This is a genomic window from Brevibacillus laterosporus LMG 15441, assembly GCF_000219535.2.
GTDB classification, from domain to species: Bacteria; Bacillota; Bacilli; order Brevibacillales; family Brevibacillaceae; genus Brevibacillus_B; species Brevibacillus_B halotolerans.
The window spans coordinates 2,220,161-2,246,871 of sequence record NZ_CP007806.1 but is presented as its reverse complement, the minus strand read 5'-3'; the positions used below and the strand labels follow the sequence as shown (position 1 = coordinate 2,246,871).

At 40.1% G+C, this 26,711-nt stretch carries 20 protein-coding genes; all 20 read right to left on the bottom strand.

The features are described from left to right. Positions 1-99: 99 nt before the first annotated feature. Positions 100-429 carry a hypothetical protein gene (locus BRLA_RS10275; protein ID WP_003337282.1) on the bottom strand — a complete coding sequence of 110 codons (330 nt, stop codon included), beginning with the start codon at positions 427-429 and terminating at the stop codon, positions 100-102. A gap of 34 nt (positions 430-463) precedes the next feature. Then, positions 464-748, bottom strand: a complete 285-nt coding sequence (locus BRLA_RS10270; RefSeq protein ID WP_003337281.1) for a hypothetical protein — start codon at positions 746-748, stop codon at positions 464-466. Continuing rightward, complete coding sequence (locus BRLA_RS10265; RefSeq protein WP_003337280.1) at positions 735-968, bottom strand: hypothetical protein; 234 nt, start codon at positions 966-968, stop codon at positions 735-737. Before BRLA_RS10265 ends, BRLA_RS10270 begins: the two co-directional genes overlap by 14 nt. A gap of 34 nt (positions 969-1,002) precedes the next feature. Beyond that, positions 1,003-1,158, bottom strand: coding sequence for a hypothetical protein (locus BRLA_RS10260; protein WP_236867742.1), 156 nt, complete (start codon positions 1,156-1,158; stop codon positions 1,003-1,005). Positions 1,159-1,220: 62 nt separating this feature from the next. Further along, the gene (locus tag BRLA_RS10255; RefSeq protein WP_003337277.1) at positions 1,221-2,351 is read right to left on the bottom strand and encodes a hypothetical protein; all 1,131 of its coding nucleotides are present in this window, start codon (positions 2,349-2,351) and stop codon (positions 1,221-1,223) included. 367 nt (positions 2,352-2,718) lie between these two features. Continuing rightward, positions 2,719-3,252 carry a sigma-70 RNA polymerase sigma factor region 4 domain-containing protein gene (locus BRLA_RS10250; RefSeq protein ID WP_003337276.1) on the bottom strand — a complete coding sequence of 178 codons (534 nt, stop codon included), beginning with the start codon at positions 3,250-3,252 and terminating at the stop codon, positions 2,719-2,721. 714 nt (positions 3,253-3,966) lie between these two features. Next, positions 3,967-4,263, bottom strand: a complete 297-nt coding sequence (locus BRLA_RS10245) for a hypothetical protein (RefSeq protein WP_003337275.1) — start codon at positions 4,261-4,263, stop codon at positions 3,967-3,969. Next, a complete protein-coding gene (locus tag BRLA_RS23650; protein ID WP_141397653.1) occupies positions 4,260-4,451 on the bottom strand; it encodes a hypothetical protein in 192 nt (63 codons plus the stop codon). Before BRLA_RS23650 ends, BRLA_RS10245 begins: the two co-directional genes overlap by 4 nt. 96 nt (positions 4,452-4,547) lie before the next feature. Continuing rightward, a complete protein-coding gene (locus BRLA_RS10240; RefSeq protein ID WP_003337273.1) occupies positions 4,548-4,865 on the bottom strand; it encodes a coiled-coil domain-containing protein in 318 nt (105 codons plus the stop codon). A 217-nt stretch (positions 4,866-5,082) separates the two neighbouring features. Further along, a complete protein-coding gene (locus tag BRLA_RS10235; protein ID WP_003337272.1) occupies positions 5,083-8,883 on the bottom strand; it encodes a DNRLRE domain-containing protein in 3,801 nt (1,266 codons plus the stop codon). 37 nt (positions 8,884-8,920) lie between these two features. Further along, positions 8,921-11,911: a hypothetical protein gene (locus BRLA_RS10230; protein WP_003337271.1), complete on the bottom strand. Its 2,991-nt coding sequence runs from the start codon at positions 11,909-11,911 to the stop codon at positions 8,921-8,923. Further along, positions 11,896-12,513 (bottom strand): hypothetical protein, encoded by a 618-nt coding sequence (locus tag BRLA_RS10225; protein ID WP_003337270.1) that lies wholly within the window; start codon positions 12,511-12,513, stop codon positions 11,896-11,898. Before BRLA_RS10225 ends, BRLA_RS10230 begins: the two co-directional genes overlap by 16 nt. Before the next feature lie 48 nt (positions 12,514-12,561). Further along, a complete protein-coding gene (locus BRLA_RS10220; RefSeq protein ID WP_003337268.1) occupies positions 12,562-13,053 on the bottom strand; it encodes a hypothetical protein in 492 nt (163 codons plus the stop codon). Positions 13,054-13,292: 239 nt separating this feature from the next. Beyond that, positions 13,293-14,525, bottom strand: coding sequence for a hypothetical protein (locus tag BRLA_RS10215; RefSeq protein ID WP_003337267.1), 1,233 nt, complete (start codon positions 14,523-14,525; stop codon positions 13,293-13,295). 75 nt (positions 14,526-14,600) lie between these two features. Next, on the bottom strand, positions 14,601-15,434 hold the full coding sequence (locus tag BRLA_RS10210) for a hypothetical protein (protein ID WP_003337266.1): 834 nt from the start codon (positions 15,432-15,434) through the stop codon (positions 14,601-14,603). Positions 15,435-15,447: 13 nt separating this feature from the next. Continuing rightward, on the bottom strand, positions 15,448-16,566 hold the full coding sequence (locus tag BRLA_RS10205) for a hypothetical protein (RefSeq protein ID WP_003337265.1): 1,119 nt from the start codon (positions 16,564-16,566) through the stop codon (positions 15,448-15,450). After that, positions 16,542-20,687 (bottom strand): hypothetical protein, encoded by a 4,146-nt coding sequence (locus BRLA_RS10200; protein ID WP_041752091.1) that lies wholly within the window; start codon positions 20,685-20,687, stop codon positions 16,542-16,544. The genes BRLA_RS10205 and BRLA_RS10200 overlap by 25 nt, the downstream gene beginning before the upstream one ends. A 22-nt stretch (positions 20,688-20,709) precedes the next feature. Next, positions 20,710-22,545: a major virion structural protein gene (locus BRLA_RS10195; RefSeq protein ID WP_003337263.1), complete on the bottom strand. Its 1,836-nt coding sequence runs from the start codon at positions 22,543-22,545 to the stop codon at positions 20,710-20,712. Between the two features lie 34 nt (positions 22,546-22,579). After that, the gene (locus tag BRLA_RS10190; protein ID WP_003337262.1) at positions 22,580-24,001 is read right to left on the bottom strand and encodes a hypothetical protein; all 1,422 of its coding nucleotides are present in this window, start codon (positions 23,999-24,001) and stop codon (positions 22,580-22,582) included. Positions 24,002-24,040: 39 nt separating this feature from the next. After that, entirely contained in the window at positions 24,041-26,701 is a 2,661-nt protein-coding gene (locus BRLA_RS10185; protein WP_003337261.1) for a PKD domain-containing protein, read from the bottom strand. Positions 26,702-26,711 lie beyond the last annotated feature (10 nt).

The window sequence follows — 26,711 nt, the reverse complement described above, 5'->3', positions numbered from 1 at the left end:
TCTCACTCCAAAATGAATAAAGTCAGTGTTTTTACACTATTATGCATGTTCCATCTGCTGAGTAGGATAAAAACGTGAAATCACTATCATAAACTCGAACTACTCGGTATCATTTTTATATACGTAATCAGTAAAATCTTTCAAATGTATTTCTACTCGATTCAAATAACAAGAGGAATCTTGTGCGATAGTCTCTTCTAGCATTTTCAACTTTTCCAACACTTCTTTTTTGATTGGAGGTGCGATCTTTTCCTCCCCCTGCTGGTGTCTTTCCCACCATCTCCGAAAGGTTTCTAATGTAAAGGTTTGATTGATGTAGTTCCCACACGAGCGGCACCAGGCAACCAGAGACTTATCGCATTCCAATTCCTCCAATACAAAGGATGCCTCTTCCTTGCAATGTGGACATTTATTTAAATAACCTATCATTACAACATTACCTGCTTCCTTTTATCTTGCTTATTTATGCACGATAGCTGATGAAATGGTCTAGTTTCTCATTAGATTTTGGCTCAAAAGGAGATTCTTTCTGCGCAAACCGTCTTGCCCTGGTTATCGTTTCTGGAATCGTCGCTTTTTCAATATAATCATGCATAAAAGATTCCATATTACTAAAATCTAGTTTATCAATCAGCCGCCAATAGTAAGAGAGTAGCAATTTATCATTGGTACGTGTTTCCGGAAAAAGTACCATCAGTTTTCTAACGTTTCGTACAACGGTCTCTTTTTTCACGTTATCCTTTTCCATTCTTGTTCTTTTGTTCCGTTACATATGAAAATTGATTCTCAAAATCTTCTGCCGGAATCTCCATTTGTATGTCTGCTACCTTTACTTTTACATATTCTCGAAGGCCATTACTTCCCTTCTGCGTACCTTCAATGATACCTACCGTACCGGATGTAATCATTTGATCCATGAATTCCAGATCCGTACATACTTTTACCTTTTGTCCTATCTCTTTTTTCATGTAATCCACTCCCAATGTATTGTTCATTCCTTTACTATCTAACCTCTCCCGAAAAATAAAGAAAATAATCCATTGTCTCATCCAAGGGCTCATACACGATTCCGTTATCACCCTCAAACGGAGTTGTATGGATCACCCTTAATTCTTGTATTTGCTTGGGAATCCCATTCGGAAAAGCCATGCAACTCATTTTTGTCCTGCTATCACGATTGAAATATTTACAAAAAACACAAGGTATCGTAAAATCCATTGCTATCCCCCCTTCCAGTTATTACATTCATATCCACCGTATTGCTGGTACCATTCTTGTATCTTCGGATCGATGGGGATATCGGTCACTTTCGCCGTAAATGCCTCTGGAATTAATTCGATTGGATACCAACTGGTCGCATAGCTACAGAGATGATTCGCAATATAAGTAGCCTCTGCATACGACAAGATGGTTTTCGGACCATAATTGTCAGGATCAAGCGCTGAAAATCGGTAAAATTGATCCGCTCCTACATTATGAAAATGTAGCCAATGACCTATTTCATGGATAATCGTTCGTAATTTATGAGGAGACGATTTTTGGCCAGATTGATATTCTGCTAGTGCAATCTTATCCGCATTGGCAAAATCGTATTTTTTGTTCACAACAACCTCGCCAGTAGGAGGATTAAAGTAACCATTTGCGCCTTTTGCATCCTTGATATTTATCGTGAGTTTATGTTTAGTGATCATGGTTTTGAAGCCGCAACAGTGATTCAAAAGATGAACAAGTCCTTCTGTTACATAGTTAGCTGCATAAATATTCCGTTGAAAATTAGCATCAATATTTATGCTGTTACACCATTTCTCAGCTTCTGCTGCTGTTACATACGGTTTCCATACAATTGGATTTTTACAGGTATCATCGTCGTCTGGAATGGGTAAGGGAACCGGATCAGGAGGTAGCGGATCGGGATAATTTCCATTATCAACGGTTCCAGTCAAAATTGGTTCAGCTTCTGGATCACAGAGAAGATGAAACATAACCTCTATTTGTTTTCGGTCGCCAGCCTCTGTATAGAATTCTAATTTACATATAGTCCCGGCCTTAATAGGGTGAGCGACTTGAAAATAGAGCCCCTCTTCAAAATTTTTACAATAAATATTTTTAGCAATCAATTTGTTCCCAATAAGAAGATTCCAATAATCTGAGGGAGTGATAATATCGGATTTTATGGATATCGCATACAGCTCTACGTCGTGTGATAAATGAAAAGTATCGGTAATTACTCTTTTAGTACCTGAGCTTCTCATTCCTTTTACATAAATATCACGTCCGATAAAATGGGCTCTTGTCTTGGTAGGATAATAGGGAGGGTCTAATCTTCCGCCTACTACATATCTAGCTAACATTTTCGTTAACTCTCCTTCATGCTTTCTTTAGCTAATCGTGTATAATAAAATGTTCATGTAAAAATAATGATCGGGGTAAACTCGTCATCCGATCCTGCCATAAGATCGCATACCTACATATCTAGTAAATTTTCATTTATAGTAAAAGTAGTCGATCTATATCATTGAAAAGATGCAATAAATCTAAATATTTGCTGTACTTGGTATGCATTTTTACTAGAAATTCATGGTTTTTTGCTTTTTTACTAAATATTGTCGTTTTATGACTTTAAAAAGTTGCGAAAATTCCTTCTAGTTAGATTGCAGATTTATTAGCATAATGATATATTTAATATGGAATGGATTTCGTCTCCTCTTTTTATCAGAATCACACCAAACATACGTGCTTAAGTTTGTTCATGGCTCGTGAAGCGTGGGACTTATTTAACCCTAATTGATTGGAAATTTGCGTAGGCTTCATATCTATTCCGTCTTCGGTAAATAGCATGTAGCTAATAATCTTCTGTTCTTGGTTTGTAAATAGGTGTTTATGAAACAGATAATCATTACGCACATCAGCCAATCCGTAGCCCACTTCATAATCTACACCATAGAAATGATCAACAGTCGATCCTTTTTCATCGTCGGCCCCATCACAAAAATGAACCATTGTACTTTTCTGGATAATCATTCGTCTTTTTTTTCGGTAGTAATCCATGACAGTTCTTCTAATTACCGTATGAGAAAAAGTAAAGATATCCTTTTTAATTGCTCCTTTATTCATTGCAGTTAATATTCTTACAATAGAATCATGCTTTACATCCTCTCTATCTGCGATGTGGACCCCTGACAACACAAAATCAAATATTGGATTTAAAATTCCAATATCTAGGATTTCCTCAGTGCCCTTGGCTTTTTCCATATCATAAATCCTCCTAACGACTACAAATATTATGAGAGCTAATCAACTTTGATAATTGGTTACTAGAGAAACTTATATTTGTGCATATAGGTATTAGAAGAATAGAGAATTCTAATTTTGTTGCATAGTACGTGTTGTCATTGATAGATAGTTGATACCAAAGGATTTCACTTCTATATATAAGTAAAGGCTGACATAATCTAACTAACCTTAGTAATTTTTTCTTAAGAAGTATATGTATAAGTAAGAAAATCCCCTAATTCTCTACATTTTGCTTTGTTTTTTCAACTCGTATTTTCATCTCCCCTTGTTAAGATATTTGTTTGTTGCAACTCTACTCTGGTGTACTTTTAGATCAGTAAATCTTGATTTACAAGGACTTATCACCTAAAGAATTACGGGACTAAAAGCAGATCATACGTGTAAGACCCAAGGTATCAACTATATTTTTACATCTAAGGTAATAGTCCTTCAGTAGCAAATACTATAGTAGTCGATACAACCTTTTGAAAAGTTGCACGATATTTCCACTTATAAATCACCTAGAAACAGGAATGTACGTTCCCTTAGTTAAAAGAGCAATTCTTCGCCATACATAAAAAGAGCCAATAACGAATCAATCGCCATTAGCTCCTTTTTCTTTTCTATCAATTATCGTTTTTGACAGTAACATAATACATTCTTAAGCTACTTGCAAATATGCTGTTAGTATCACTAGCGTCCTTTTTGTAGCATGCCTAGATTCTTGACAAAACTATGCACATAATTGGCACCTCGGCTCACAATTAGTCCAGCCGAAATAATAGAGACATGTTTCCACATATGTTGGAGGCCAAAAAGATTCAGCTCAAAAGCATAGCAGAGGATAATTCCTAGTAAGATGGACATAGAATAAGTCATTTGGTCTTTAACCCACTTCGAAAACAGTCCTTTTATTATTTCTGTTAAGGATTCTGTTAAAAAGGCTAATAAAATAAGTAGCTGAGCTTTTTCCAATATAAGATCTGTCATTTGCCTTCACCTGTTCGGATACGTTGTAATACCAACGTCATAATAAAGCTACGCTTACTCAGAGCTAACATTCGAGTTTTTACTTTTTCAGCCCAGGTATTATCAGTTACATAACCGTTACCAGTAAGATCAATCAAGGCTTGGGTGAGCATTTCAATTGCCACTCCTTTCGTTTCAATCCTCTTCATTTCCCTCTGCTGATTTTGTATCGACCATAGCTTTTCCACATTTGAAGGGGGAATAGGTTTTTCATACGCTTTTACATATCGAATTCATCTACATTTCTAATCAGTGTGATCCCCATCTAAACGTAGCATTAACGATTCCACTTTTGTATTAAGCGATCTGTTTTCCGTCAGAAGTTTGAAGTTTTCTTGCCGTAATACCTCAATCTCCTGTTTTAATGCCTTGATTTCTTCCTTGTAGATTCGCAATTCCTCTCGCAATTCTGCTCGAAATGTCTGTTCAGCTTGCGATAATAATTGACGATCTGAGATGCTAACTTCTTTTTGATTGTTATTTCGGCCGGATATATAACCAATAATACCTGTACTAAGGGATACTGCTCCCCCAATGATGGCGATCATCACATTCGCATCCATGCTCATTTCACCTTCTTTTTGTCTGTATACGTTACGTTACGTTCAAGGCTGTGATCCTCGTATAAGCTAGGGAAAGTTGCATCGTTTTCGATGCTTAATACTGGACTTACGTGAAACAATTTTGTACAGCAGTCATCACTTCTGTTTCAACATCTTTTAATATAAGTAAAATGAGTAAAAAATTAACCCCTGCCACGAAGGACAGAGGTTATTACTTTTACATAATAAAGACATACCCATATTCAGCTACGACATCAATATGACTTTCAATCTCACTGTATACGTTAATGATACATGAGCATGAGAGATCGGAGTCAATGTTCTTCCGTACGCTAATATTTCCGCTCAGTAAGGATTTTTCCCATATTTCCATGGATGACCAAATATCGGCATTATTTTGAACCCGAATAGCCATTGTTCCTAAGAGATTATGATGCTCTTTTAGGAGCAATAAGGAAAGTAATTCAGAGAAATCCTCTCGTCTGACAGCGACATGACTTACTAGATTGGCATTTGAGAATACTCTAATGGAAATGGTTGAATGTAAATCATCCCCATCAGCTACTCGAACGATCAGATTACTGTCTACTGAAGCAGAGTCGGATAATCGAACGGCAAAGAAACACCACAGAAAGGCGTAACGCATTTTACGGGCACTAATTTGGCCTTCTACATCAGCTTTCCCTAAGGCGTTTACCACCAAGTGAGCAGAACATTCGGATCTGTCTTGTAATTGAACGGCCAATGAAGAAGGAACATCATGTTGTGTACTAGTGCGAACCTGAATACTTGACCCTAAATATCCTGATTGAACCTGGTTGAAACTCTCCAAATCTGAGACAGCTTTTACCCTAATAGTGACAAAAGAAGGTATATCCTTTCCTTTCTGATAGGGAATAGCTAAGTGTCCTGTAAGATATCCAGAGAGCACAAATATATGAGAAGGAACATCAAATTTAGGATAAATAGATAAACTTGATAAAAGATTGTTTCTAAACTTTACTGCTAGTTTTGCTTTTAATTGCTCATCTTCTGCAATCCGAACGTGAAGGGAAGCGGCAAGATGGGATGCATACACCACATTCAAGCTGCCATGCATGTGGGTTTTATGGACTAGCAGCATACTTGACAGGCTGTCATGGAATTTTACAAATCCACTAGCTGATAAATCTACCTGATCCTCTACCGTAATAGATAAAAATCCTAAAGTGTCAAAGCCATTATAGACCGATAAGGAAGCATGCAAATCATCTCTATTTACAGTCAAATCGGAAAAGAAATCTATTTTGGACGATTGCCGTACAATCACTTCTCCAACGGTTACATCCCGATTAATGAATAGAGTTGAATGAATCTTTGGATATGGCAAACCCTCGCGTCTTACTGCTAGCTTAGAGTTTACATCTTCTCTATTTAAGATATAGATGTGAGAAGGCCTGTCTGGCACACTTACAAATAGACTACTCTCAATCCAGAAAGCTTCTTTTGTGAAGACCTTCAAATAACCTGCTGTATCATGGTGAGCTGACTGTCTTACAGATATACGACTTATCAATTGCTCCCTATTCACGGTCAGCTCAGATAAAAGATCCCGCGGACTGACAAGGAATAAGTGAACTGGCAAATCCCCATAACCTTGGAATTGTCTAATCCGTAGAGCTGAGACTACATCTGATGACTTACTTTGTCTAACCGTTATTTCCGACCAGCAGCTATCTCTTCCTAGGCTATATATTCGCGTGTCATAATACGTTATTTCTAAGATAGGTCTATGTGACCTTTGTTCTCTGGTAAAGAAAGTAAGCGATGAATTCTCAAGCTCATTGAAAGCTCTCACGATAAATCCAAAGTTGTCTTTCTTTTTCTCATACCATTTTTTAATAGAGTCTGTAATATCAAAAGGAATATACCTGGAATTCCCCTCGATGCTCTCTATTACATTAATCCCATCATACGACGATGTAGGCGAATCAAATCCAAATGGATAAGGCTGGTTCTTCCAGGTGATCCCATATTCAGTCCAATTTGTGACTGGTTCGATCATTTGGACCTGCTTAGGCGGTATATTTCTACCATCGACATACAGCTTTACGACCGCTTTTTTAATGGTAACATTGCTAGGTGGGATAGAAGCTACTGCTAGATCAAACCCTATATAGGAACGGAACGTATCTTGCAAAGAAGAATCGTGTCCGATATACATTTGTTGTTCAATGCCATAATTCAATCTTGGGACTGCTTCTCGAACAAAAGCATCCTTAGTTGCATACAAAATCGCAGTAAATTCAGGTGGAGCCAAAATCTCGTACTTACTTCTGATATAAGTGTAGGGAGAAATTCGTAGCAGTGCTGGCAGATTGCTACTCACCTTAATAGTCATATCTGCTAAAATATCAGAAGCATAGTTAGCAATGATTCCGTATTTGGCGATTACCCTTGTATACGGAGCAATGCCAAGAGACGAAGGTACATCATTTGTTTCTTTAATCGACAGGTTAGAGGCAAGATTAGAATAATCGCCTCTTATCATTCCATATTTGGCTTTTAGGAATCCACGTGTAGCTATCTTCAATCGACTGTTGAAATCAGCGTTGCTTGTTATATTAAGGGAAGAAACTAAATCACTGCCTTCAACCGGTATCATGTCGTACCTACCGATAAGTCGAGTCTGTGTACTAATTCCTACTCTAGAAGATAGCTGAGATGTAGCAGTGATGTTTAGCCAAGAGGTAAGATCGTCTACTGTAGTCTCGATGATCTTATATTGAGCTATCAGTTTTTGGCTGGATGTAACTCCTAGTTTTCCTGCTAAATTAGAGGTATTTGTAATTGTGAGAGAGGCCGACAACTCGTTAGCAGTTATGCCTTTCACTAGATATCGGCTCGTTAGCTGCCCCTTTAGCAAAAGAGATAGGTGACATACTAATGTGTCTCTTTGAATGATCTGGATGGTACTGTCTACATCCTGACTAAATAGCTCTTTTATCTGATATTTTCCTGACAGAATAGCCTTTGGCCGAACAGAAAGCTTTGATTCTAGGTGATTCGTATGATGGATAGAAATAGAGGATGAAATATCGCTATTAGTCTGCCGCTTAATATGGTATTTCCCTTGTAAAATTGTTTGTGGCGTTATATACAGACTACCTGCGAATCCAACTGCTTGATTAATCTTGATGCTGGATGGTATGTCCTTTACGCCCGATGGGATACTACGGTACTTCCCTTTCACAATGCCACTTGTACCTATTTGTAATGAGCAACGAACATCATGGCCTTTAGGGACTATGATATGTGAGGGTATCTGGCTCTCGTTTTTATATAACAGATACCCAGCCAAGTAGTTTTGAGCTACTTCATCCATAGACAAAGCCCTGTTATAAATGCGGACCACTGGAATTGTTCCTCGGAACCATTTTGTCATCTCTTTATGGTGTCGTCCTATCATCAAGTCAGATAAAGGATCTGTATACGTTCCAGATATGGCTTTAGACCTTCCTTGTGGAGCTCCATTGAGATAAGCACTTAAGTATCCTGTATGCTCGTCAAATGAGCCAATTACGTGATACCATTCACTTTTAGATTGGTAGCCCAGGTTAAACATGGCCTGGTTGTCAGGAGTTGTCACATGTAATTCCAATTCGCCCATATCGTTACATAAGAGAGCAATTCCTTGTGTACCCTCAACTTGCCCCCCTGAAGACAGCACAATACTTCCGCCAATGAAGTAGAACCAGGCTTCAAATGTAATACTTGCGGCAAGCTTCAGTTGAGAAGCTCTACCGCAAGTAACATAGCCGCCGTATCCATCAAAATAAAGGGTATACGGGTGCGAAGCTGTATTGTTTCCTGTCCACCCACTTTGGGAGTTGTATTGAAACCCATGTAAGGTACCGTGGTTGTTATTCCCACTAAGATCATGCCATTTGGTGGTAGGTGTGGCATTATTGCCTCTTGTCAGCCCCTGATCAGCAAGAGAAGCGTGAAGGGAAAGAACCAATCCTTCCTTAATAAACATGTAAGATCACGCCCTGTTCCATTGTATTGGAATGCCGTTATGCCGGACTTGCCTTAGCCTTGAGATCAAAGGTTCCACCCTGCTTCACCGTAATATCAGAACCTACTCTGACATAAAATTTAGCCGCTGCACCTGGTGCATAAGTACCGCTAAACTCTAATTCAGAAATGCTAATAAACGGTGTTTCACTTATGCTGAGCTTGACATCCATCCCTACTTCGACCGTTGCTTTATCGACCCACACCTGCATTCGATTGACAGGAAACTCGGCATTATTTTGTAACCACACTGCCTTTGGCAAGGAGGTCTGGCTAGCGATCAAGGTACCAAAATCCAGATAGCGCAATAATCCACCAGCATTGTCTGTGTAGTATTTTCCAAATTCATTGCGGAAACCTAATATTGGTGGGTCAATAGGCAGGAGATTTCGCAATGCTGGGTAGCCATCGTTGTATTTGGCATCTAAAATCCAGGTAGTGTTCATATCCCAATTTGTGTAGAGAGATGGGTGTTTGAGTTCTGCTGTATATTTAGGAATTCCGCCGTAGCCGCCGGTGGTTGTATTATAGGTTTGGCGGTCGAAATAGCATTCGGTTAGGGTTTTACTATTAGAGCTATTGTGATCATACGTAAAGCCTCCACCTTTTCCATAGATCGTACCGATAGCATTACATCGTTTAAAATTTCCTGTTGTAATATAACCAACAAATCCTGCAACATGACTACCGATGACATCACAAGAATTATAACAGTCCTCAATGCTGGAACTATTAGAATTCATATGTCCAATGAACCCAGCAACATAAGAAGAACCCTCGACTCTTCCTTTTGAGTAGCTTCTTTTCACGCTGATGTTACTGCCTGTGATATATCCGATGAACCCTCCGGTATAGCTAACGCCAATCATATTGGCATTTGCAGAGCAATCCTCAATCATTGTATTTGAGGAAGCATAACCAATCAGTGCACCTGCATAATCGCTTTTACTCGTTATTCGACATGATGAAAACGTATCCACATGACAATTTTTAATCAACGAATTCGTACTATATCCTACTAATGAACCTGTATGTGCGGCACCCGTAACATTACAGTCTATTATGTCTAGATTCTGGACGGTTGCTCCTGTAATTTGCCCAAATAATCCGGCATAGTTATTTGATGGTAGATTGATAAACAGATTCGCAATGCATCGTCCACCGCCATCGAAATTCCCTTGAAAGTGATTATCTTGACCAACGATAGGAAAACCTATAGGATAAAAACCACTATTTATTTGATGATCAACCATTTTGATATCATCTTCTACTTTAAATCTACTATGTCGAAACCACCGAATCTGATTGAGCTCATCTTCTGTAGTAATGATGTATGGCTCTGCCTGTGTCCCTTTTCCCGTTTTGTATCGAATAAATTGACGGTGCTCCGGATACCCTTCGTTTACATCTTTCTTTACATCCCAATACAAATCAAAATCCCAAGAATACGTAGCCTTATCCTTCATCTCTGAGGTTGCTTTGCCAATGCCAGCTGCACTTGTAGGGGCACCTGAGGATTCTAAGTCCCAAAAACAGTTGGTAGCAATAGATTTATCCTTATAATAGCCTACTAGACCTCCAATATTGGTTCTGTCCTTGGCAACCGTAATGTCCTCCACCTTTCCTGTGGAATAACAATTATCTGTATAAACCCCATTATTGTCCCAATATGCATTTCCTAGCACTCCACCAGCAATATTTCCAGCAGATTTAACATTACATTTATAGTTATAGCAGTATCTTATTTCTGTATTCCAACTACTTCGAGGAGAATAAGCATAAGCATCACCAATAAGTCCCCCAACTTTGCCTCCTCGACCTTCCACTGTTCCGCCAATAACATTGCAATTAAATATTCTGCATCCAACAATATATCCTATGAGGCCGCCTGTTGTTTGACTTTCATTTGTAATATTAGGATCTATAAGACGCAAATTTCGAATTATTGCTGTGCGACCGGCACCAAACAGACCTACATGATTCCTGTTTTGGTTCATAAAGAGACCCTTGATGAAATGACCTCGACCATCATAATTTCCAGTGAAGGGTGCATTGGTAGTCCCTATCGGTTCAAACCCTTCTCCAGATTGAAAGCTCGCCATTACAATATCCTGATCCTGGACATACCAAGCCCCTAGATTTTTTCTCACATTATTCAAATCCTCTTCATTTGAAACAATGTACGGATCAGCTTGTGTTCCACCACCTCCAGAAAAGTGGTTTACATAGAGATAGGTTTTCCCATTTTTCTTCTCAAAATATGGTCTCACCCCATTGGTCTCTTCCTTGCTTTGTAGAAACGTAATCTCATTTTTTCCATTTTGATCAGCATCACTCACAACAAAAACCTTGTCATAATCATCATAGGGAAGCACGATTATTCCCTTGGTATCCTTGGCACCATCTACCCAAACAAATTCACGTGAAAACGGAATATCTTCATGCTGCTCAATCGACTTCGTAATAGAAGGTAGGTTATCTTTTCCCTTTATATCAATCTCTGACAAATCAGTAGTCTCTAAAATTACCTTTGCCTCCAGATGTCTAGTCCCAAACGTACTGACAAAGGCTTGATATTCCTCATAGATGCTTTGCTCTTCTTTTGTTCGTTCGTTTGCTTCCTTGGCTACAAGCATATCGACTAAATAAATGTCTTTGACACTTACCCATCCATGTGGAGTCAGTACCTCAACAGGTACAGGAGAAGCCTTCAAGGTCGCTTGTCCCTTACCATCATGAACATGTGATGAAAAAAATCTCACCTGCAAAGGATTTGCTTCTATGCTTTTCTCTTCTGACACAGAAAGCACTTGCTGAATAGCAACTGATCTTACTTGTCTCTTGGCAAAGCTTCTTTTTTTCGGAGCACTCCGTTTCTGAGGAGCATTCCTCAGTTCTTCTTGAATAGCGGGACTTTCTTTGCTCTTTATGGCATCCTTTATAAACTTGCGGATTTCTTTTGCTAGCTGTCCATTTATACCACCTGCCAATTCAGCTCACCTCCTATATTGGGTCGTAATGGGGAATGAAACTCGTTAGCTATAAGTTCATTCACCCTAATTTGTAATTTGCCATCTAATTTTTTATCACTAACTAACCTGAAGTTCATATAAAAGGGAGACTGAAACGGAATGCAGCAAATTGCCTTAAAATGAATCGTCACATCATCTACTAGAAAAGTAGATTTGTATCCAAAATTGTATTGGGTAATCGTACTGCTAAGATTGCCACCATTACCAAGAGCCATAGGACTAAAGTTAGCCAATCCTCTTGCTTCTGCATCTTTATACGAAATAATATCTGTGTAGGTATTCTGAATGTTTCCAGTTAGCAAATAATCTTTATCAGGTGTCGAATAGGCAACATCAATAATTCGCCCTGCTAGATTAAACGTTCCGTCCTTTTCAAAAAAAAGCTTCTGGCCATGACCAACTACCCCGAAACGTATTAGCTTGCTTCTTTGAATGTGATAAAAATTATTTTCTTGTTTGGTAGTAAAATCAAACTCAGCTAGGTGAGTACCATCAACATACTCACCTAACCAAATGAAATCCTGTGTGACAGGCGAATAGCCGTTACAACGAGAAAACACGGTAAAAGTCCCCCTCCATTGCATTGGATGTACGAATAAGCATCCTCACTAGATATAGCGATAAGCTACCCGAGTCAAGAAATTGACATTGCCTGCTGTAGCAAGTGGAGGCACATTAGCACGTAGGGTAACCTCTACAAAATTTCCTTTTGAATTCACAGTGGAGCCATCATTTTGGACGCCCAGAATCTCCTGATTGTTTGGTGAATAGGTTCCTGTTGGATTGGTTGTATTGCCGCCTGGCTGAATAGCCTTCGTTACAGGACCGCCAATTTTAGAGAAATTACTTTCTTTCATGCTATCAACACGAACTTCAATCCATGTGCCGATCACCAAATCTCCTGTGTCGCCACCTGCACTATCTTTCGTTGTGATCGTACAATCCGTCATGGTCGAGACATCTGCCGTACCTCCACGGTTATTCCAGATTAACACCCCGAGAGCCGGTGAAATTGACCCAGCATCAATGGTGCCAATCTCCCATTTTGTTAATTGTGTTACATTATCAGTCTTATACCACGATACTGCTGGTGCTGGCATGTGAAAACCTCCTTGAGAGTGTTTAAAACACACTTGTTATACCTTCAATATAAGATAATCACATGAAACCTTAACAAAAGCGTAGAAACGAAATGCAAGCAATTATGCAAAAAACAATTGAGGAGCTAGTAATGAGAAGCGCCTACGTAATTAAACTGCTTTTTTCATACAACAAAAAAGACCCTCGATGAGAGAGTCTTTTCGCAACTTCATATTTTCCGATAACCACTCGTATTTACCTAGACGGATTTTTTATACCTGATATAGAGTAGATCTGGAATTCCATCTGTTACTTTTAGAGCATCTGGGGCAAAATCAATGCCGACAATTCTATTAGAAGCATCTCGTTTAAATTCAAAGTTGACCGTAGGCACTTGGATTTGACCATTAATCGCTACTAAAACAGATTTGTCCTTTGCCAATCCTTTTGTAAGAGAATAATTTGTTTCTCCGCCTTTTGCTTCGTAAAACTCTTCTTCCTCTTCCGTCTCAAGCAGAACGATCCGATCATCGAGCTCTTTTGTGCGAATATCTGTCTTATTTTCAATATCAATGAGACGTTCCTTCAGACTAGTAAAGCTCGCTTTTGGAAACAAGCCATTTTTCGATTCCACATCACGATTGTGGGCATCTACAACCTCTTTATCAGAACCATGCTCTACGGTTTTTATACGTTTTGCTAGATCTGTAAGCACTGTCTGAACAGTAAGGCCTGTGTAGTTTGGATCGTTAACAACCCCAACAATAGAGGCGCCAGTGGTAGCAGCAAGATCATCGCGAATAGCCTTATCGGCATTCTTACGTGCGCTTTCCTCGTCAGTAATTTGTTGAACAAGGGATGTTGCCAGATTAGCATTCCCATCATTATCAAGCGTACCGCCCTTACCATAGATATCCTTCATAAGTTGAACCAGGTTCATGTAGGCTCTAGCATCTGTTGCGCCCTCTACAAAGCCTGCGCCGCCTTTAACAATCGCATCTACAGGAATAACTGATAGATTCGTGCGGATAACAAAGCGATAATCAATATTTTCCGCTTTGTTATCAAACGTATAAGGCTGCTCTGCTCCTTTTTCCATACTAAAGAATTTAAGAGTAAATACTCCTCCTGCTTCTTCCAGACGACCATACACCACATCAGAATCAGCATCCCCGATAGGTGTATCGCTTCCCGTCAATCGAAGCTGAACCTTTTCCGTTAAGACAACCCCTTCTACGTCCACGCCTGTCGAGATGCTACGAGCACCAATGTCAGCCGTAACATCAATCTGAGAAGCCCCTTTTACTTCTTTGTTGTTTGCCTGTACAAATACATCAATCTTGGTATCTTCTAGAATTTCCCGGTGGTTGTGAAATTGAATATCTAGGTATGTTTCACTAATTTTGTTAGCAGAGTCGAAATGATTATTTCGCATAATCTTATTATGAAACTGCTCACCGCGTAATCTAGCAATCCCTCTTGTTCCAGCCATTTATGATCACCTCTTTTGAAATATTCACAATCATTATAGGTATATTGGACTGGATATTCTCTAAAAATGGGAAAATTAGATGATAACCTTTATTTCAATGGTTACGCCCTCAATGCCTTCGCCGAGTTCTGCAATATGAATTCGAAAATGATCATCCTTTATAATTGTATCCTCGGCTAATGTATAGGTGGGATGAGCTGTATTTGAGGACTTTTCATTTTTATCTATGACAAGATTATCCTGGAAAATATTTTTCCAGGATGGGGTGCTGTCATAATTGACTTGCGAGCATTTTTCGATTTGAAATACTGTTTTCCCGTTGCCTGATTTAGCACAGGAAGCGTATACTTCCTGAATCTTTGCATCGAATGGAAACCGTATTTCAAGCTTTGCAACTCCTAAAAAGACCCGATTTAATACAAACACCATCGTTTTTACCTCAGCTCTTTCCTGTATATGATCGAGTCTGTCGTCAATAGAAAAGTACGGCAAGTCATTCGTTTTATATCTTCTTGCTGAAATAATTTCTTCTTCTAAACTTTTAAATCTTAGATCATCGATGCCACTCCCGCTACCTTGGCGATATTCAGGTTTCCAGGTACGTATAAAGATCTCGTCGCCAAGCATCAGCGGAACAGCTAGGCCCTTCAATGGATGGTTTTCTGGATAAACACCTAAATCGAGACGAATCATATATTCATTGATTTCTTCATAGCCACCATCTGCAAGTATATGTTGACCATTAAAATATACGTCCAGCATTTTCGTACCCATTTGATAAGGATGTGTTAAAGGAATAAATAATCCTCGATTGAGATCCAAATAAGCTTGGTCTACAATAATCTCTTGTTCCTTCCAATATAGATATTCGTTTCCATATCGGCGTAGATTCATTTTAGTTCCTGCCATGCCCAACACCTCCTTACAAATGATTAATATCCAGAATAAAATGCAATGGCTTTAATCCGAAGCGTTCGCTTTTTTTCTCTACCCTCATCCAAAACTTTTTACTAGTAAGCGGAGCTAGATCTCCCATGTCAAGGGTTTGAGAATATTTGTTCGTCGGCATATTTGATCCATCGTCATGACAAATTTCTGCCCATTCATATCCAAATTCCTCTAAGTATTTTAAAATACTCATGGATATGCTTGTTGCTGCTTTATTGGATGACGGATTGGAAAGCTCCATTTGAACGATAATGGTTTTATCATACATCGTACCTAAATAGGTTTCTCCTGTAGAGCTTAGTTCAACGCCTTTCCACATGACACGTAAATCTGTTCCGTATAAAAAAACATCCCCACCATACATATCCACGGGTCCTAGACTAGTCAAGAGTGTACCTGTGGCATCATAAATTCGAATCATACCGTGGTAGGACAACGTCGGTAGTTCTAGCTCGACTCCTGTCCAGTTTGCTTCCAAGGTCGAAGAGGCGACGGTATACCCATCTTTGTCACACAAAAAAACAGAAAAGCCTGGTGGCAGATTCCCAATCGTGATTTTGCTATCTTTGCATACAACTAACCGATCAATGCTTACATTCTTATAGCCTGCTGATGATGGATTCTTGACAACGACCCCCATCTTTTCAGCCACTACACTATCTGTATCAAATAACTCCCAGCCATATCCTCGATTAGCAAAAAAAGTCCATTTGTTGCCTTTTTTATAGGCGCGCCATTTACTATATTCCGTTCCTGTTGTATCTCTGCTTTCCAGAAACTCTAGTCGGTGATAACCATCCTGCCAAATCAGAATGCCGCCTTCATCACCAAGCTCCACGGGGACATAATCAGCTGTTACCTCAAACATGAGGGTATGTTCCTCCGCCGGCACATCGAATAGTACCGAGGTTTCCAAATCTGAATGAGCCATAACAAGCTGATTTCTATTACGATCAAGTGAGCAGGCATCGCTTGGAGATAAATTGTAACGGGAGTGAATACTCCCGTTATCAAACCTATCATCCAAAATCAAACCACTCCATTTCTTGTAAATTCCCATAAATTCCCCTACCTTGTTTTCTTCCAGTTCCATATGCTCCAGGAAGCAATTTTACCAAGAATCATCCAAATTTTTCTTTTTGTTGAGGTCGGGATGGTTTCATTGGTAGCTCTCGATCCATGTTCTAGAACTGTATTTATCTTTTTGTTAGGTCTTCTTGCTTCCCTAGGCTGAATCAGATCTGTTGTCATTACATTCTTTTTGCGTTTGCCCTTCAAACCATGAGACAAGAGGGTTGGATAAACTCGTTTACGCCTTCCAGACTCTTCTTCTATTTGCAGATGCGTTACGATACGTTTCTTCTTCCGTACACTATCTGTGTGAATGTGAACGTGGCTGTCCTGAGTCATTGTAATAGAATCAGCCTTAGTCTCCAGAGAAACCGTGGTTTGAGTAGATCCACCATCAGTTGCTGCATGTACTTGACGGTGTAAAATCCCTAATTTATTACTTTGGTCCATATTAGATTCTTCAAGCTTTTGGGTAACGCTGATTGAAATGGTATCCGCTCCTGAGCTTTCAGCGGTTTCCAGAAGCGCATCATAGATGCTATCTCCTACTTGCATCGTCATTTCTTCTATAACAGTAGTCAAACCTTTATCAAAGGAAGCTAACTCATCATTCTGGAGGGTGGCGTTATCACATTTATGATTTTCTCCTGATTCCAGACCACTTGAAATCGTATCTATAGAAAGCTGTTGTCTACTACCACGATCCCACTCAATAAAACTAGAATCATCGGTGGATTTTTGTACAGATGCCATATTATTTACAGAAGCATAGGTATTCAGAATTTTTTCTTGATAGACGCCTGATTCGCTGTTACTTGTCTCGGCATCATAAGTAACTTCATACACTCCTGATTCTAGCTTATCTACAGCTAGTTTATTGTAATCTATTACATAATCAGCGGTTTCCAGCTGTTGCTCTGATGATTCGTAATTTGTTATATAGTCGGCCGTTTCTGGCTGCTGGTCTAATGCTTCATAGTTGGTTACATAGTCAGCCGTTTCTGGCTGCTGGTCTAATGCTTCATAGTTGGTTATATAGTCAGCCGTTTCTTGGTGTTGGTCTAATGCTTCATAATTGGTCACATAGTCAGCCGTTTCTGGCTGTTGTTCTAATGCTTCATAATTGGTTACATAGTCAGCCGTTTCTGGCTGTTGTTCTAATGCTTCATAATTGGTTACATAGTCGGCCGTTTCTTGGTGCTGGTCTAATGCTTCATAGTTGGTCACATAGTTGGCGGCTTCTGGCTGCTGCTCTGAGGCCTCATAGTCTGTTACATGATTCGCTGTTTCCGGGTGTTGCTCTGAGGCTTCGTAGTCTGTTACATGATCAGCCGTTTCTGGGCGTTGCTCTGAAGCTTCGTAGTCTGTTACATGATCAGCCGTTTCTGGGCGTTGCTCTGAAGCTTCGTAGTCTGTTACATGATCAGCCGTTTCTGGGCGTTGCTCTGAAGCTTCGTAGCTCATTACATGATCAGCCGTTTCTGGGCGTTGCTCTGAAGCTTCGCAACTCATTACATGATTCGCCGTTTCTGGCTGTTGCTCTGAGGCTTCGCAGCTCGTTACATGATTCGCCCTTTCTGGCTGTTGCTCTGATGTTTCGTAATTCGTTAGATAATCAGCTGTTTCTGTCGAGTCTACTCTGCTTGAATCTTCTGCTAGGGAAGACGCAGCCTCTGTTAAGAAAACAAAGATTCCATTATCGGTATGCTCTCGTTTGGATAATTTCGTGAAATCAAGAATACCTTCAGCATAAACAGCCTTTGTTCCTAACCCCTTGTACTCCAGCATAGCAATCGGAAAATCTGTCCCTTCCCGGATTTTCTCGCCTTCTTCTACTACAGCATGCCCACCTGTAGTTGTATGTGCTGTATGCTGTGGTTGATATTCACTTTCCTGGTCCATTCGTTTGTCCGCCCATAATATGGATTCTTGCTGTGTATCTTCAGTATACCCACTACAGCCTTTCGCACCTTTCTCAAGCTCTGCATTAGAAATGTAATTTTTATAAGCAGGTATTCCATCATCGGTTATCGCTTCACTAGCAGAATAAATATTCGTCCCGCACGTTTTTTCGAGCATAAGAGATTCTGCTACATAATTTTTATTTCCTATTTCTAACCACAATGCATTTTCTGCTGCTTTATCACTGATAAAATTTGCTCTTATATCATTCAGTGGCGTATCGGAAGCAGCGTCTTTTTCTACTTCTGCCAACTGGAATTGATGCTGGTGATCCAGCTCTTGAACAAACCCTTTATTCGATGAAATCAGCTCTTCCAGATCAATCCTACGATTTTGGCTTTTCGTTACAAAAACAGCATCATCGACATTCAAAGGCAAATGGTTGTTTATTACACCATGGATTATGCTTCCTGACTCATCTGAGTATTGTGTACGTACAAGCTGACCCATTAGGAATATAGAATGATTTGCTAGCTGGTTAAAATTGCTATGCTCTGTAGCTACAAAACAGCTTGCAGTAGCCTCTTTTCCCCTAGTACTGATAGACGCATCCATTTGTTTGTCTTCAAATCCATTAGCTTTTGTCTGATTTTGTCCAAGCCCTTCTTTTTCTATCTGGACATCCTTGGTATAAGCCGCTAGACCTTCTGTGAATTTTTGCATTCCTGATTCTGAGTGTTGACTGCTATTCCCCTTCATAAGGTGCTGTATTACTGATTGTGAGACCGAATAAATATCGACATCTGAAGTAGCTTGTATTACCGTATGTTTAATCACATTTTCCATGCCTGCCTCAATCATTTTAAAAGCTTGAGCACCATGCATAATTTCTAATAAACGACTTAGCTTACTTATCTCAGGATTTTGGGCTAAGATACTTTTTAATCCTTCTACAGCATGGAATGTTTGCAGATCGCCACCCTTATCAATTCCCAGATTTGAAGCAGACAATTTATCTAACGTTACCCCACCATCTCGTTTGACGTAGCTTTGTATGAAATCCAAAACATGTCCAGGTACATATTCAGAAGCTAATCCATTGATTACTTTCTGAGGCAGCTTTGCATCTGCTTGAATTGATAGCGAATCACTTGCTGAAAAAGCACGAATAGAATATACATCTGTGTTTTCTTTTCTATTAGGATGAAATAAGGTTTCAATTACTATTTGTTCTTTATGGTTAAAAACGGGCTTGGCTGCTTTTTTATCTATACAATCTGCTAGATAAGAGGCACGCCTTACTGGATCAGGTACGTCATCTAATGCATCGGCATCATAGATGGATTTCCTATATCCAAGAGCATTCTGTTCCCCTTTTGCATCAAGCATCTCCCCGTGAAGACGAACAGCAGTTGTACTTCCTTGATTCTCTAGATCGTAATCCATTTTACTAGTCAAATATGTCTTTTGAAGCTCGCCTTCTTTTTCATAGAGAGTGTTTTGGAGAAGGAGCATTTCCTCACTCTCATAGGTTGGCGTTTTCCTTTTACTATTCATCAGTTGATTCGGATGAGAAGCATCAAGCTTTTTGCGGGTAGATGCAAGCTCCTGATTCTCCACCGTTGCTTTGTAGGTATTTAAGATTTTATCTGCTAAAAAATTAGTGTCTGTTTGAGTATGCTGGACATATCCTAAAGCCCTCATGGTAAGCTGATTCAAAACCTCTAGGCTTGGTGATCCATAGATAAATGAGGACTGACAAACGGGAACTAGTGTCTCTGATAAGACCGTTCGTTCCTGATTAGCATGTAAAATAGAATCAGCTTTTGTAGTTCTGACGATCTGTTCCTGGACATTCAAAAATGATGTTCCTTTATACAGGTCATGATGGTTGCTCTCTTTCCCTGCATACTCCCCGTTACTGTATTTATAGATGTCCAAAAGATAGGATACGACATTACCAAAAGCTAACTCTACTTCTACTCCCTCCACTTCTGTCACGTTAGAAGCCAACTTTATATTTTTTCCAAGCAGACCGGTAGCAGAGTTTGGGACTTTATTTGCTGTCTTGTAGGTATCCAATTTTAGGCTTCTATAAGTACTGTTAACAGGGGCTGTTACATGGTATTTAGTATTTCTGGTTCCATTAAACACTGTGTCTATACCAAACGCCAGTTCATAGCCCTTTTTAGAAAAAAGGGCGGTGAAACTGATTAGGTAAGATTTTTTACCGTTCAGCACACCGCCAACCTCCCCCGCCTTATTAGCTGTTTTTAACAAGTGTGTCTTTTAGGATACCAAGACCGATAGGTGCAAACGGGCTGATGGTCGCTAACGTTAACGGACATACAGGTGTATCTGCCAACGTATAGCGATACAACTGCTTATAGTCATAAGTAGCAAGTACTTCTGCATCTTTCGCAGGTTCTTTTCCGTCTAAGAACACAATTCTCTTTGTTTCAAAATCAAGCGTATAGTCTTTACCGAGCACCATCAACGCACAATCAACCTTTACCTCAAGCTTGAATGGAGTTCCATCGTCTTTTAATGAAGGCTGATGGGAAAGATGAAATGTTTTTTTGACTCCATCACCTTTACCTAGGTCTTCATTCTCAGAAGTTTCAATCACTTCAAGCTCGTCCAATTGGGAGATATTTTTAGGGTGAATAGCGTAGCACTCATCCAGTTTCCCAACAAAACCATCGTTAGGATGGACGACATACATTGGCGAAATATGATATTTCCCACTATACACAGATGGATTAAAGCGCGATTCGCCTTCATCAACCATTTTGTCATGCGTAATAAACGCGAGATAATGCTCTTGATAGTAGGTACCACCAATAGACTGTTGCAACTGAACGCTACTATTACCATTGGAGGTATGGTTACCATAGTCAACAAATAGCGCCCCTAGCTTCATATCCTTTTTCCATTTAATCTCATCTTTTTGACGACATCCTGATATAAGTACATGATTTTTACGAGGAGATTTGCCAAGCGTAGTCATACGTCCAATATATAAAGGAGCATAATAGGTGTTCTCGGGACCCGCTGTTGGATCAGGCCGTAAGAATAAAACGATTCGATCCTTCGTCATATTTCCCCAATAAAACATTGTTGAGTCGCGCTGCCAACCACGATCAAAGTGATCTAAAGGTGTAAAGGACAAGGCAGTTGGCATAGATGGATAAATATACGTAATGGCGGAATATACACCATCCATCATAGACTTACCGTCATCTGGATCAAATTTTTTCACTAAGATATCGCCATAGTTAATTGTTTTTGTCCCTGTTCCAACTAACACGCGTACATAAGAAGCATGTAGCTCTGCACCTAAATCAGGGGCTGGACGAGTTGAAAGAATTTTGATTGTGTTAGTCGTATAATCTACCTCGTACTCATCAGCCGAAATTTCAATTTGGTTAATATAAAGACGTACAGTTCCTTCCTTAATGGTAGCGGCTGTTGGAATCTGGAAGCTTCGTTTAGCCCCGTCTCCATCAGGTAAAATAGATTCAGGATCACCCACTTTTACATTGCCATCCATTCCTTGCACAATCTTCTCACTTCGCACATCATCATAGGTAAAGAAATACAATCTTTTCGGCATATCAGGTGCATTTGGTGCTGGAGCATAGGAAGCAGTGAATTTATCATTTGGGTCTGCTGGAGCAGTAAGAGTAACCACTCCGGTAAAGTCCTCTACCTTGTACTCGGCTTTATCAACAAATACTCCATTTTTGTAAAGCATTAATGAGCCTTTTTCAATAGGGTACACAAGGACCTGTAATTGGGTCGTTGAACCTGGTAGGAATGCAGCTTCACCTAACACTGAGTTTTGTGAAATATAATCTACTTCACCAGGTTTCTTGAATTTGCCACCATACCCATAAACCATACCAAAGTTTCGAACCTGACCATCACTTCCAACAGATCGAAACAATCTTACATCTGCAAATTTCGTTGTCACTTTCTTTGCCTGATCTGTTACTGCACGATATTTCACATAAGTTTGCCAGCCATGCTCATTAAATAATTTTTCCAGTTTATCAGGAAACAATTGAATGGTAGAATCTCCATCAAACCATGCCATTACGCATTCACCTCTCTACGTGTTTTACCTAATCCTAAGGAGTAGGGATTTCTTTTCCTTCTTTATCAACCGTGTTCAAATACAAACCAATTCCCGCAGGTCGGAACTGAGTCCCTGGCTTCTTGGTAAGAGGAGAAACACCTTCGACCATGAAATAACGATATACATCAAATTCGTCTGGACAATGAGCTTTTTTAACCCGTAATTTATTTGCATGAAAGGAGAAAGCAGCCAATGCGATGGTGTCTTTTAACGTTCCACGCACACCCTCCTCAGGATGGATGACATATACCTTGGAGGTATGAACCTTGCTACTATATCGAGATGGATTAAAATTGTATTTATATAAAGGATTTTCTGCGTTATTCCAAGCTCGCGGGTAATCTCGTTTTCCATCGACTGAAGATCGTGCTGGCGGCATTTGATTAGGTGGCGCATTCCAGGACAAATAGTGCGCCTGATAGCGAGCACCCAGCTTACCGCGATGCACACATACGTTATCCAGCCCGTTTGCAGGGAATTTTGGATATGATTTTAACAACGGCATAATATTCGGCTGACGAGTAGCTGTATTGTCGTAATCATATTCCGTAATATCTTTGAGATTTTTCTCAATAGGTACACTGCCTACAAACAAAGCGTAAGCATTATCTCCCTCTTCAACCGGGTCCAGCTTGCCAAAGTAAAATGGAATGCTTGGGACTAAGTTCCCTTCAGGTGCGGGCACATTATCACATTGCATAACAAAGAATAGATTCGTTTTAGAAAGAGTCCCTTTGATTGATATCTCAGAATCAGCCCACCAGTTCGTAAACTGAACAGCCGAATTGTAAGAGGGTTCGAAATATTTTTCCAATAAATTGGTGCGAAGACCAGCCTGCATGACAGGTGATTGCATTCGGTCACCCTCAGCCTTTTCAATGGTAAATACCACATTTGATGACCCAGAATCGCTCCATTTACTGGATTCCACCTCAATATCGACTGCTGCACGCAATTGTTCCTTTTCCAGACTTGTATCCCAAGCCAAGACAATATCAGGATAATTCAGAGTCATGCCCTTTAGGTCTTCAACCATATAAACAAATAAGGTTTGAGGGGAACGATATTTTCTAAATTCATTTGTTGTCCAATCAGCAAAGTCAGCTAAGGCATCTTTATCAGGTCTGAACTTATACTCAAGTAGTTTTGGACTCCAAGATCCAGCGATAGCAATCCCGAACATCTTATTTTCCTGATTGGCATAAATAAAGTGCTCGGCTACCGTTATTCGATACGCTGTGCTGGGTGTTTTCGTCGATCGTGGGTTTGTTAGGACTGCATCAAAAATGACCTTCTTAAAGTTCGCCACAACCTTCCAGCCTGCTGTTGCGAGCAGATCACCCAATCGTGCTTGTAAATCAGACTCTGTTACTTTTGGTGAAAAAGTAGCAGCAGTCGTGTCAATGAAAGGCATATCATACACCCCTTATATGTTTTATTTACTCCCCTACTCCTATGGACTAGGGCAATGCACCAAGTATTCCCATTGCGTACCCGAGCTGCTTGATGATACGACGACTTTAATTTGGGTTATTCCACCAAATGGATTATATTGAAACGACAGGCTCCCTTTGTTACTTACTTCGCCATGAGTACTAGCCACTAGATTATCTTGATAAAAGACATCCATACGATCAGGTACCCCGTACATGTCGTATTCAATAACGACATTCCCTCCATTAGAACCAAGCTCATGATATTTTTCCGTCCGCTGTCCTCCACCTGATTCTGCCAGCTTGCCACATTTTTGTGTGTTTGGAGGTGGGGGTGGCGGAGGAGGTGGTGGGGGTGGTGGCGGGTCTATAACCTCAATCGTTGCCGTCGCTTTCCCCTTTTGCCCCTGTTCATTTACAATCATGAAGGTTATCGTGTAGGTTCCACTCTGTTTGAATGTAAATTGAGCCTGATCTACGGAATAACTCCCTTTATGGTGATCTCCTGAGCCATTCCATTCAAAATGAAGGATGGGTGAATGCCTACTATAACTTGATGTAAAGTTAACGGATTCCCCAGTCTTTATTCTCGAAAAGGATGGTGCAATGGTTACCACGAATGGCAGTGGCGGCGGTGGATCGGGAGGTATTGGCGGAAGCGTGAAGTTTCCATCTTTTAAAATCCCGAGTCTTGCTGGACGAAAAGAGGTTCCAGGCCGTTTCGTCATGGGGGAAATTCCCTCAACCAAATAGTAGGAATAGATTAGATATTTATGATTTCCGTCTACATCGCAGTATTGATCGGCTACAGCTAATTCATCACCATTCATTATAGGTAAGGGCGATACAAAAATAACATGTCGTAGCGTTCCATGAGCTCCATCTTCAGGATGAATCAGCATCGCTTTCGATGCATGTGCTTTTTCACTATATCTAGAAGGGGTGAATTGATACTTGTATAGCTCTTGCATATAGTTGTTCCAAGCCCGTGGATGTTTTTCTTTCTTCTTAGTTTCACGCAACGGAGGCATACTATTAGGGGGAACATTCCAAGAAAAATAATAGGATTGATAACGTGCACCGTATTTCGTTCTTTTAACCATAACAGAGTCGATTCCGTTACTCGCATGGACTGGATATTCCTTTAAAATAGGCAGTAAGGTATCTTGCCAGTTAGCATCGTCGTAATCATCATAGTCAAATGCGGCAGAAGCCCTTAGTGCATTGTCTACGCTAGCACCCTTTTTACTTATAGCAGACCCCGCGAACAAAGCTGCAGGTTTGCCACCCTTATCTGTATAAATAGTAAAATCCAGCCATACGCGGGCTGATACAGGAGGATAAGCATTCACTCCAGCAGTACTCTGAACCTCTATTGTTATCGTGCTCTTAGCATCAATTCCAAAAACATCAAACTCTCCTAGGTACTCTGCATCCACTTTTTTATCGACGGGTTTTTGATAGCCGGTTGTATGAAAAACACCTACCTCTACCCCTTCAACAGATACCTTTACAAGCTCACCTTCATCTCCATTGACATCTCCAGATAACCAAACTTTGACCTTTGATCCCTTCGAATTCATGGGATTATTGGATACAATGGTCATCTTTTTCCTAGTGGCTTGGTCCAGCTCGAAGACAAGCTCTCGCTTCAACACTTCCTCTGTCTCGCCTTCTACGTCAAAATCCCCCATATAAAGAGGAATAGCCGGTACGGCATTACTATTCCAAACAGGTGCGGTATCAGAAGTAATGATAAACATCAGTGATTTACCATCCACAAAGCCTTTAACAAACACTTTGCTATCGCTCCACCAATTGGTGTATTTTACATGCAATCCATGGATATCACCAATGCTTTCTAGCTGTGGAATGCGGGTTCTCGAAGTAACAATTGGAGACTGATAAAATTGCGGATATTGCTCTGTAACCTTGTATTGCAAGGCTTGTGACTTGGCCTGTAATCCCCACATCGCGGCCTGAACCTCTACATCCAGTGCAACTCTTTGGAACTCTTTTGGATCTTGCCAACCTACGATCATATTTCCGCCTAAAATAAATTTATCAAGCTGATAGAAATACAACGTGTGCCGTTCATACAGGTCTTCTTCCTCCACTTTTTTTATTGCCCAAGAAAAAATGCCCGTATCATGTGGCATTAGCTGTGTACCCCAATCTGCAGATGGATGATAAACAGCGAAAGGTACTCTCTCACCTGTGTTATAAATTTGTTCCTTTACCTTTCCAAGCACAGCCATCCCAAACAGATTTCCGGAGATGTTTCGTACAATATAGTGTTTAGCGACGTAAAACTCAAACTCATCTGAGCCTTCTATCTCGCTGTAGTAAATGGCAGCTTGCCCCTGTACACCTGGCTCGAATTCAATTCGTAAACCGCCATCTGCCTTCTCCATAACGCTATAATACGTACTAGGCATCAATTCTCCATCCAAATAAATATAAAAATCATCTGGATATGCTAGCTTGGGAATATCGACATAGGGGCGAGCCAAAGGTAAAAAGAAACGAACAATTGTTGGCTTGGTCAGTCGTGATGCATACACTACTTTGTGAAATTCAGCTTCCTTCCTCCAACCATTTGCTATACATAGATCAGCGAGGCCTTCAAGCAAATGTTTTTCAGTCAGCATAACATCAAGCCAAGGGTGAGCATTAGGCATATAATCTCCT

Bases quoted from the DNA above. Each gene is read 5' to 3' on its own strand.
- BRLA_RS10270 (WP_003337281.1), bottom strand. From the start codon at position 748: ATGGAAAAGGATAACGTGAAAAAAGAGACCGTTGTACGAAACGTTAGA.
- BRLA_RS10195 (WP_003337263.1), bottom strand. From the start codon at position 22,545: ATGGCATGGTTTGATGGAGATTCTACCATTCAATTGTTTCCTGATAAA.
- BRLA_RS10240 (WP_003337273.1), bottom strand. From the start codon at position 4,865: ATGGATGCGAATGTGATGATCGCCATCATTGGGGGAGCAGTATCCCTT.
- BRLA_RS10210 (WP_003337266.1), bottom strand. From the start codon at position 15,434: ATGGCAGGAACTAAAATGAATCTACGCCGATATGGAAACGAATATCTA.
- BRLA_RS10275 (WP_003337282.1), bottom strand. From the start codon at position 429: ATGATAGGTTATTTAAATAAATGTCCACATTGCAAGGAAGAGGCATCC.
- BRLA_RS10205 (WP_003337265.1), bottom strand. From the start codon at position 16,566: ATGGAACTGGAAGAAAACAAGGTAGGGGAATTTATGGGAATTTACAAG.
- BRLA_RS10260 (WP_236867742.1), bottom strand. From the start codon at position 1,158: ATGAGTTGCATGGCTTTTCCGAATGGGATTCCCAAGCAAATACAAGAA.
- BRLA_RS10220 (WP_003337268.1), bottom strand. From the start codon at position 13,053: ATGCCAGCACCAGCAGTATCGTGGTATAAGACTGATAATGTAACACAA.
- BRLA_RS10245 (WP_003337275.1), bottom strand. From the start codon at position 4,263: ATGACAGATCTTATATTGGAAAAAGCTCAGCTACTTATTTTATTAGCC.
- BRLA_RS10235 (WP_003337272.1), bottom strand. From the start codon at position 8,883: ATGTTTATTAAGGAAGGATTGGTTCTTTCCCTTCACGCTTCTCTTGCT.
- BRLA_RS10265 (WP_003337280.1), bottom strand. From the start codon at position 968: ATGAAAAAAGAGATAGGACAAAAGGTAAAAGTATGTACGGATCTGGAA.
- BRLA_RS10185 (WP_003337261.1), bottom strand. From the start codon at position 26,701: ATGCCTAATGCTCACCCTTGGCTTGATGTTATGCTGACTGAAAAACAT.
- BRLA_RS10255 (WP_003337277.1), bottom strand. From the start codon at position 2,351: ATGTTAGCTAGATATGTAGTAGGCGGAAGATTAGACCCTCCCTATTAT.
- BRLA_RS10215 (WP_003337267.1), bottom strand. From the start codon at position 14,525: ATGGCTGGAACAAGAGGGATTGCTAGATTACGCGGTGAGCAGTTTCAT.
- BRLA_RS23650 (WP_141397653.1), bottom strand. From the start codon at position 4,451: ATGAAGAGGATTGAAACGAAAGGAGTGGCAATTGAAATGCTCACCCAA.
- BRLA_RS10250 (WP_003337276.1), bottom strand. From the start codon at position 3,252: ATGGAAAAAGCCAAGGGCACTGAGGAAATCCTAGATATTGGAATTTTA.
- BRLA_RS10190 (WP_003337262.1), bottom strand. From the start codon at position 24,001: ATGCCTTTCATTGACACGACTGCTGCTACTTTTTCACCAAAAGTAACA.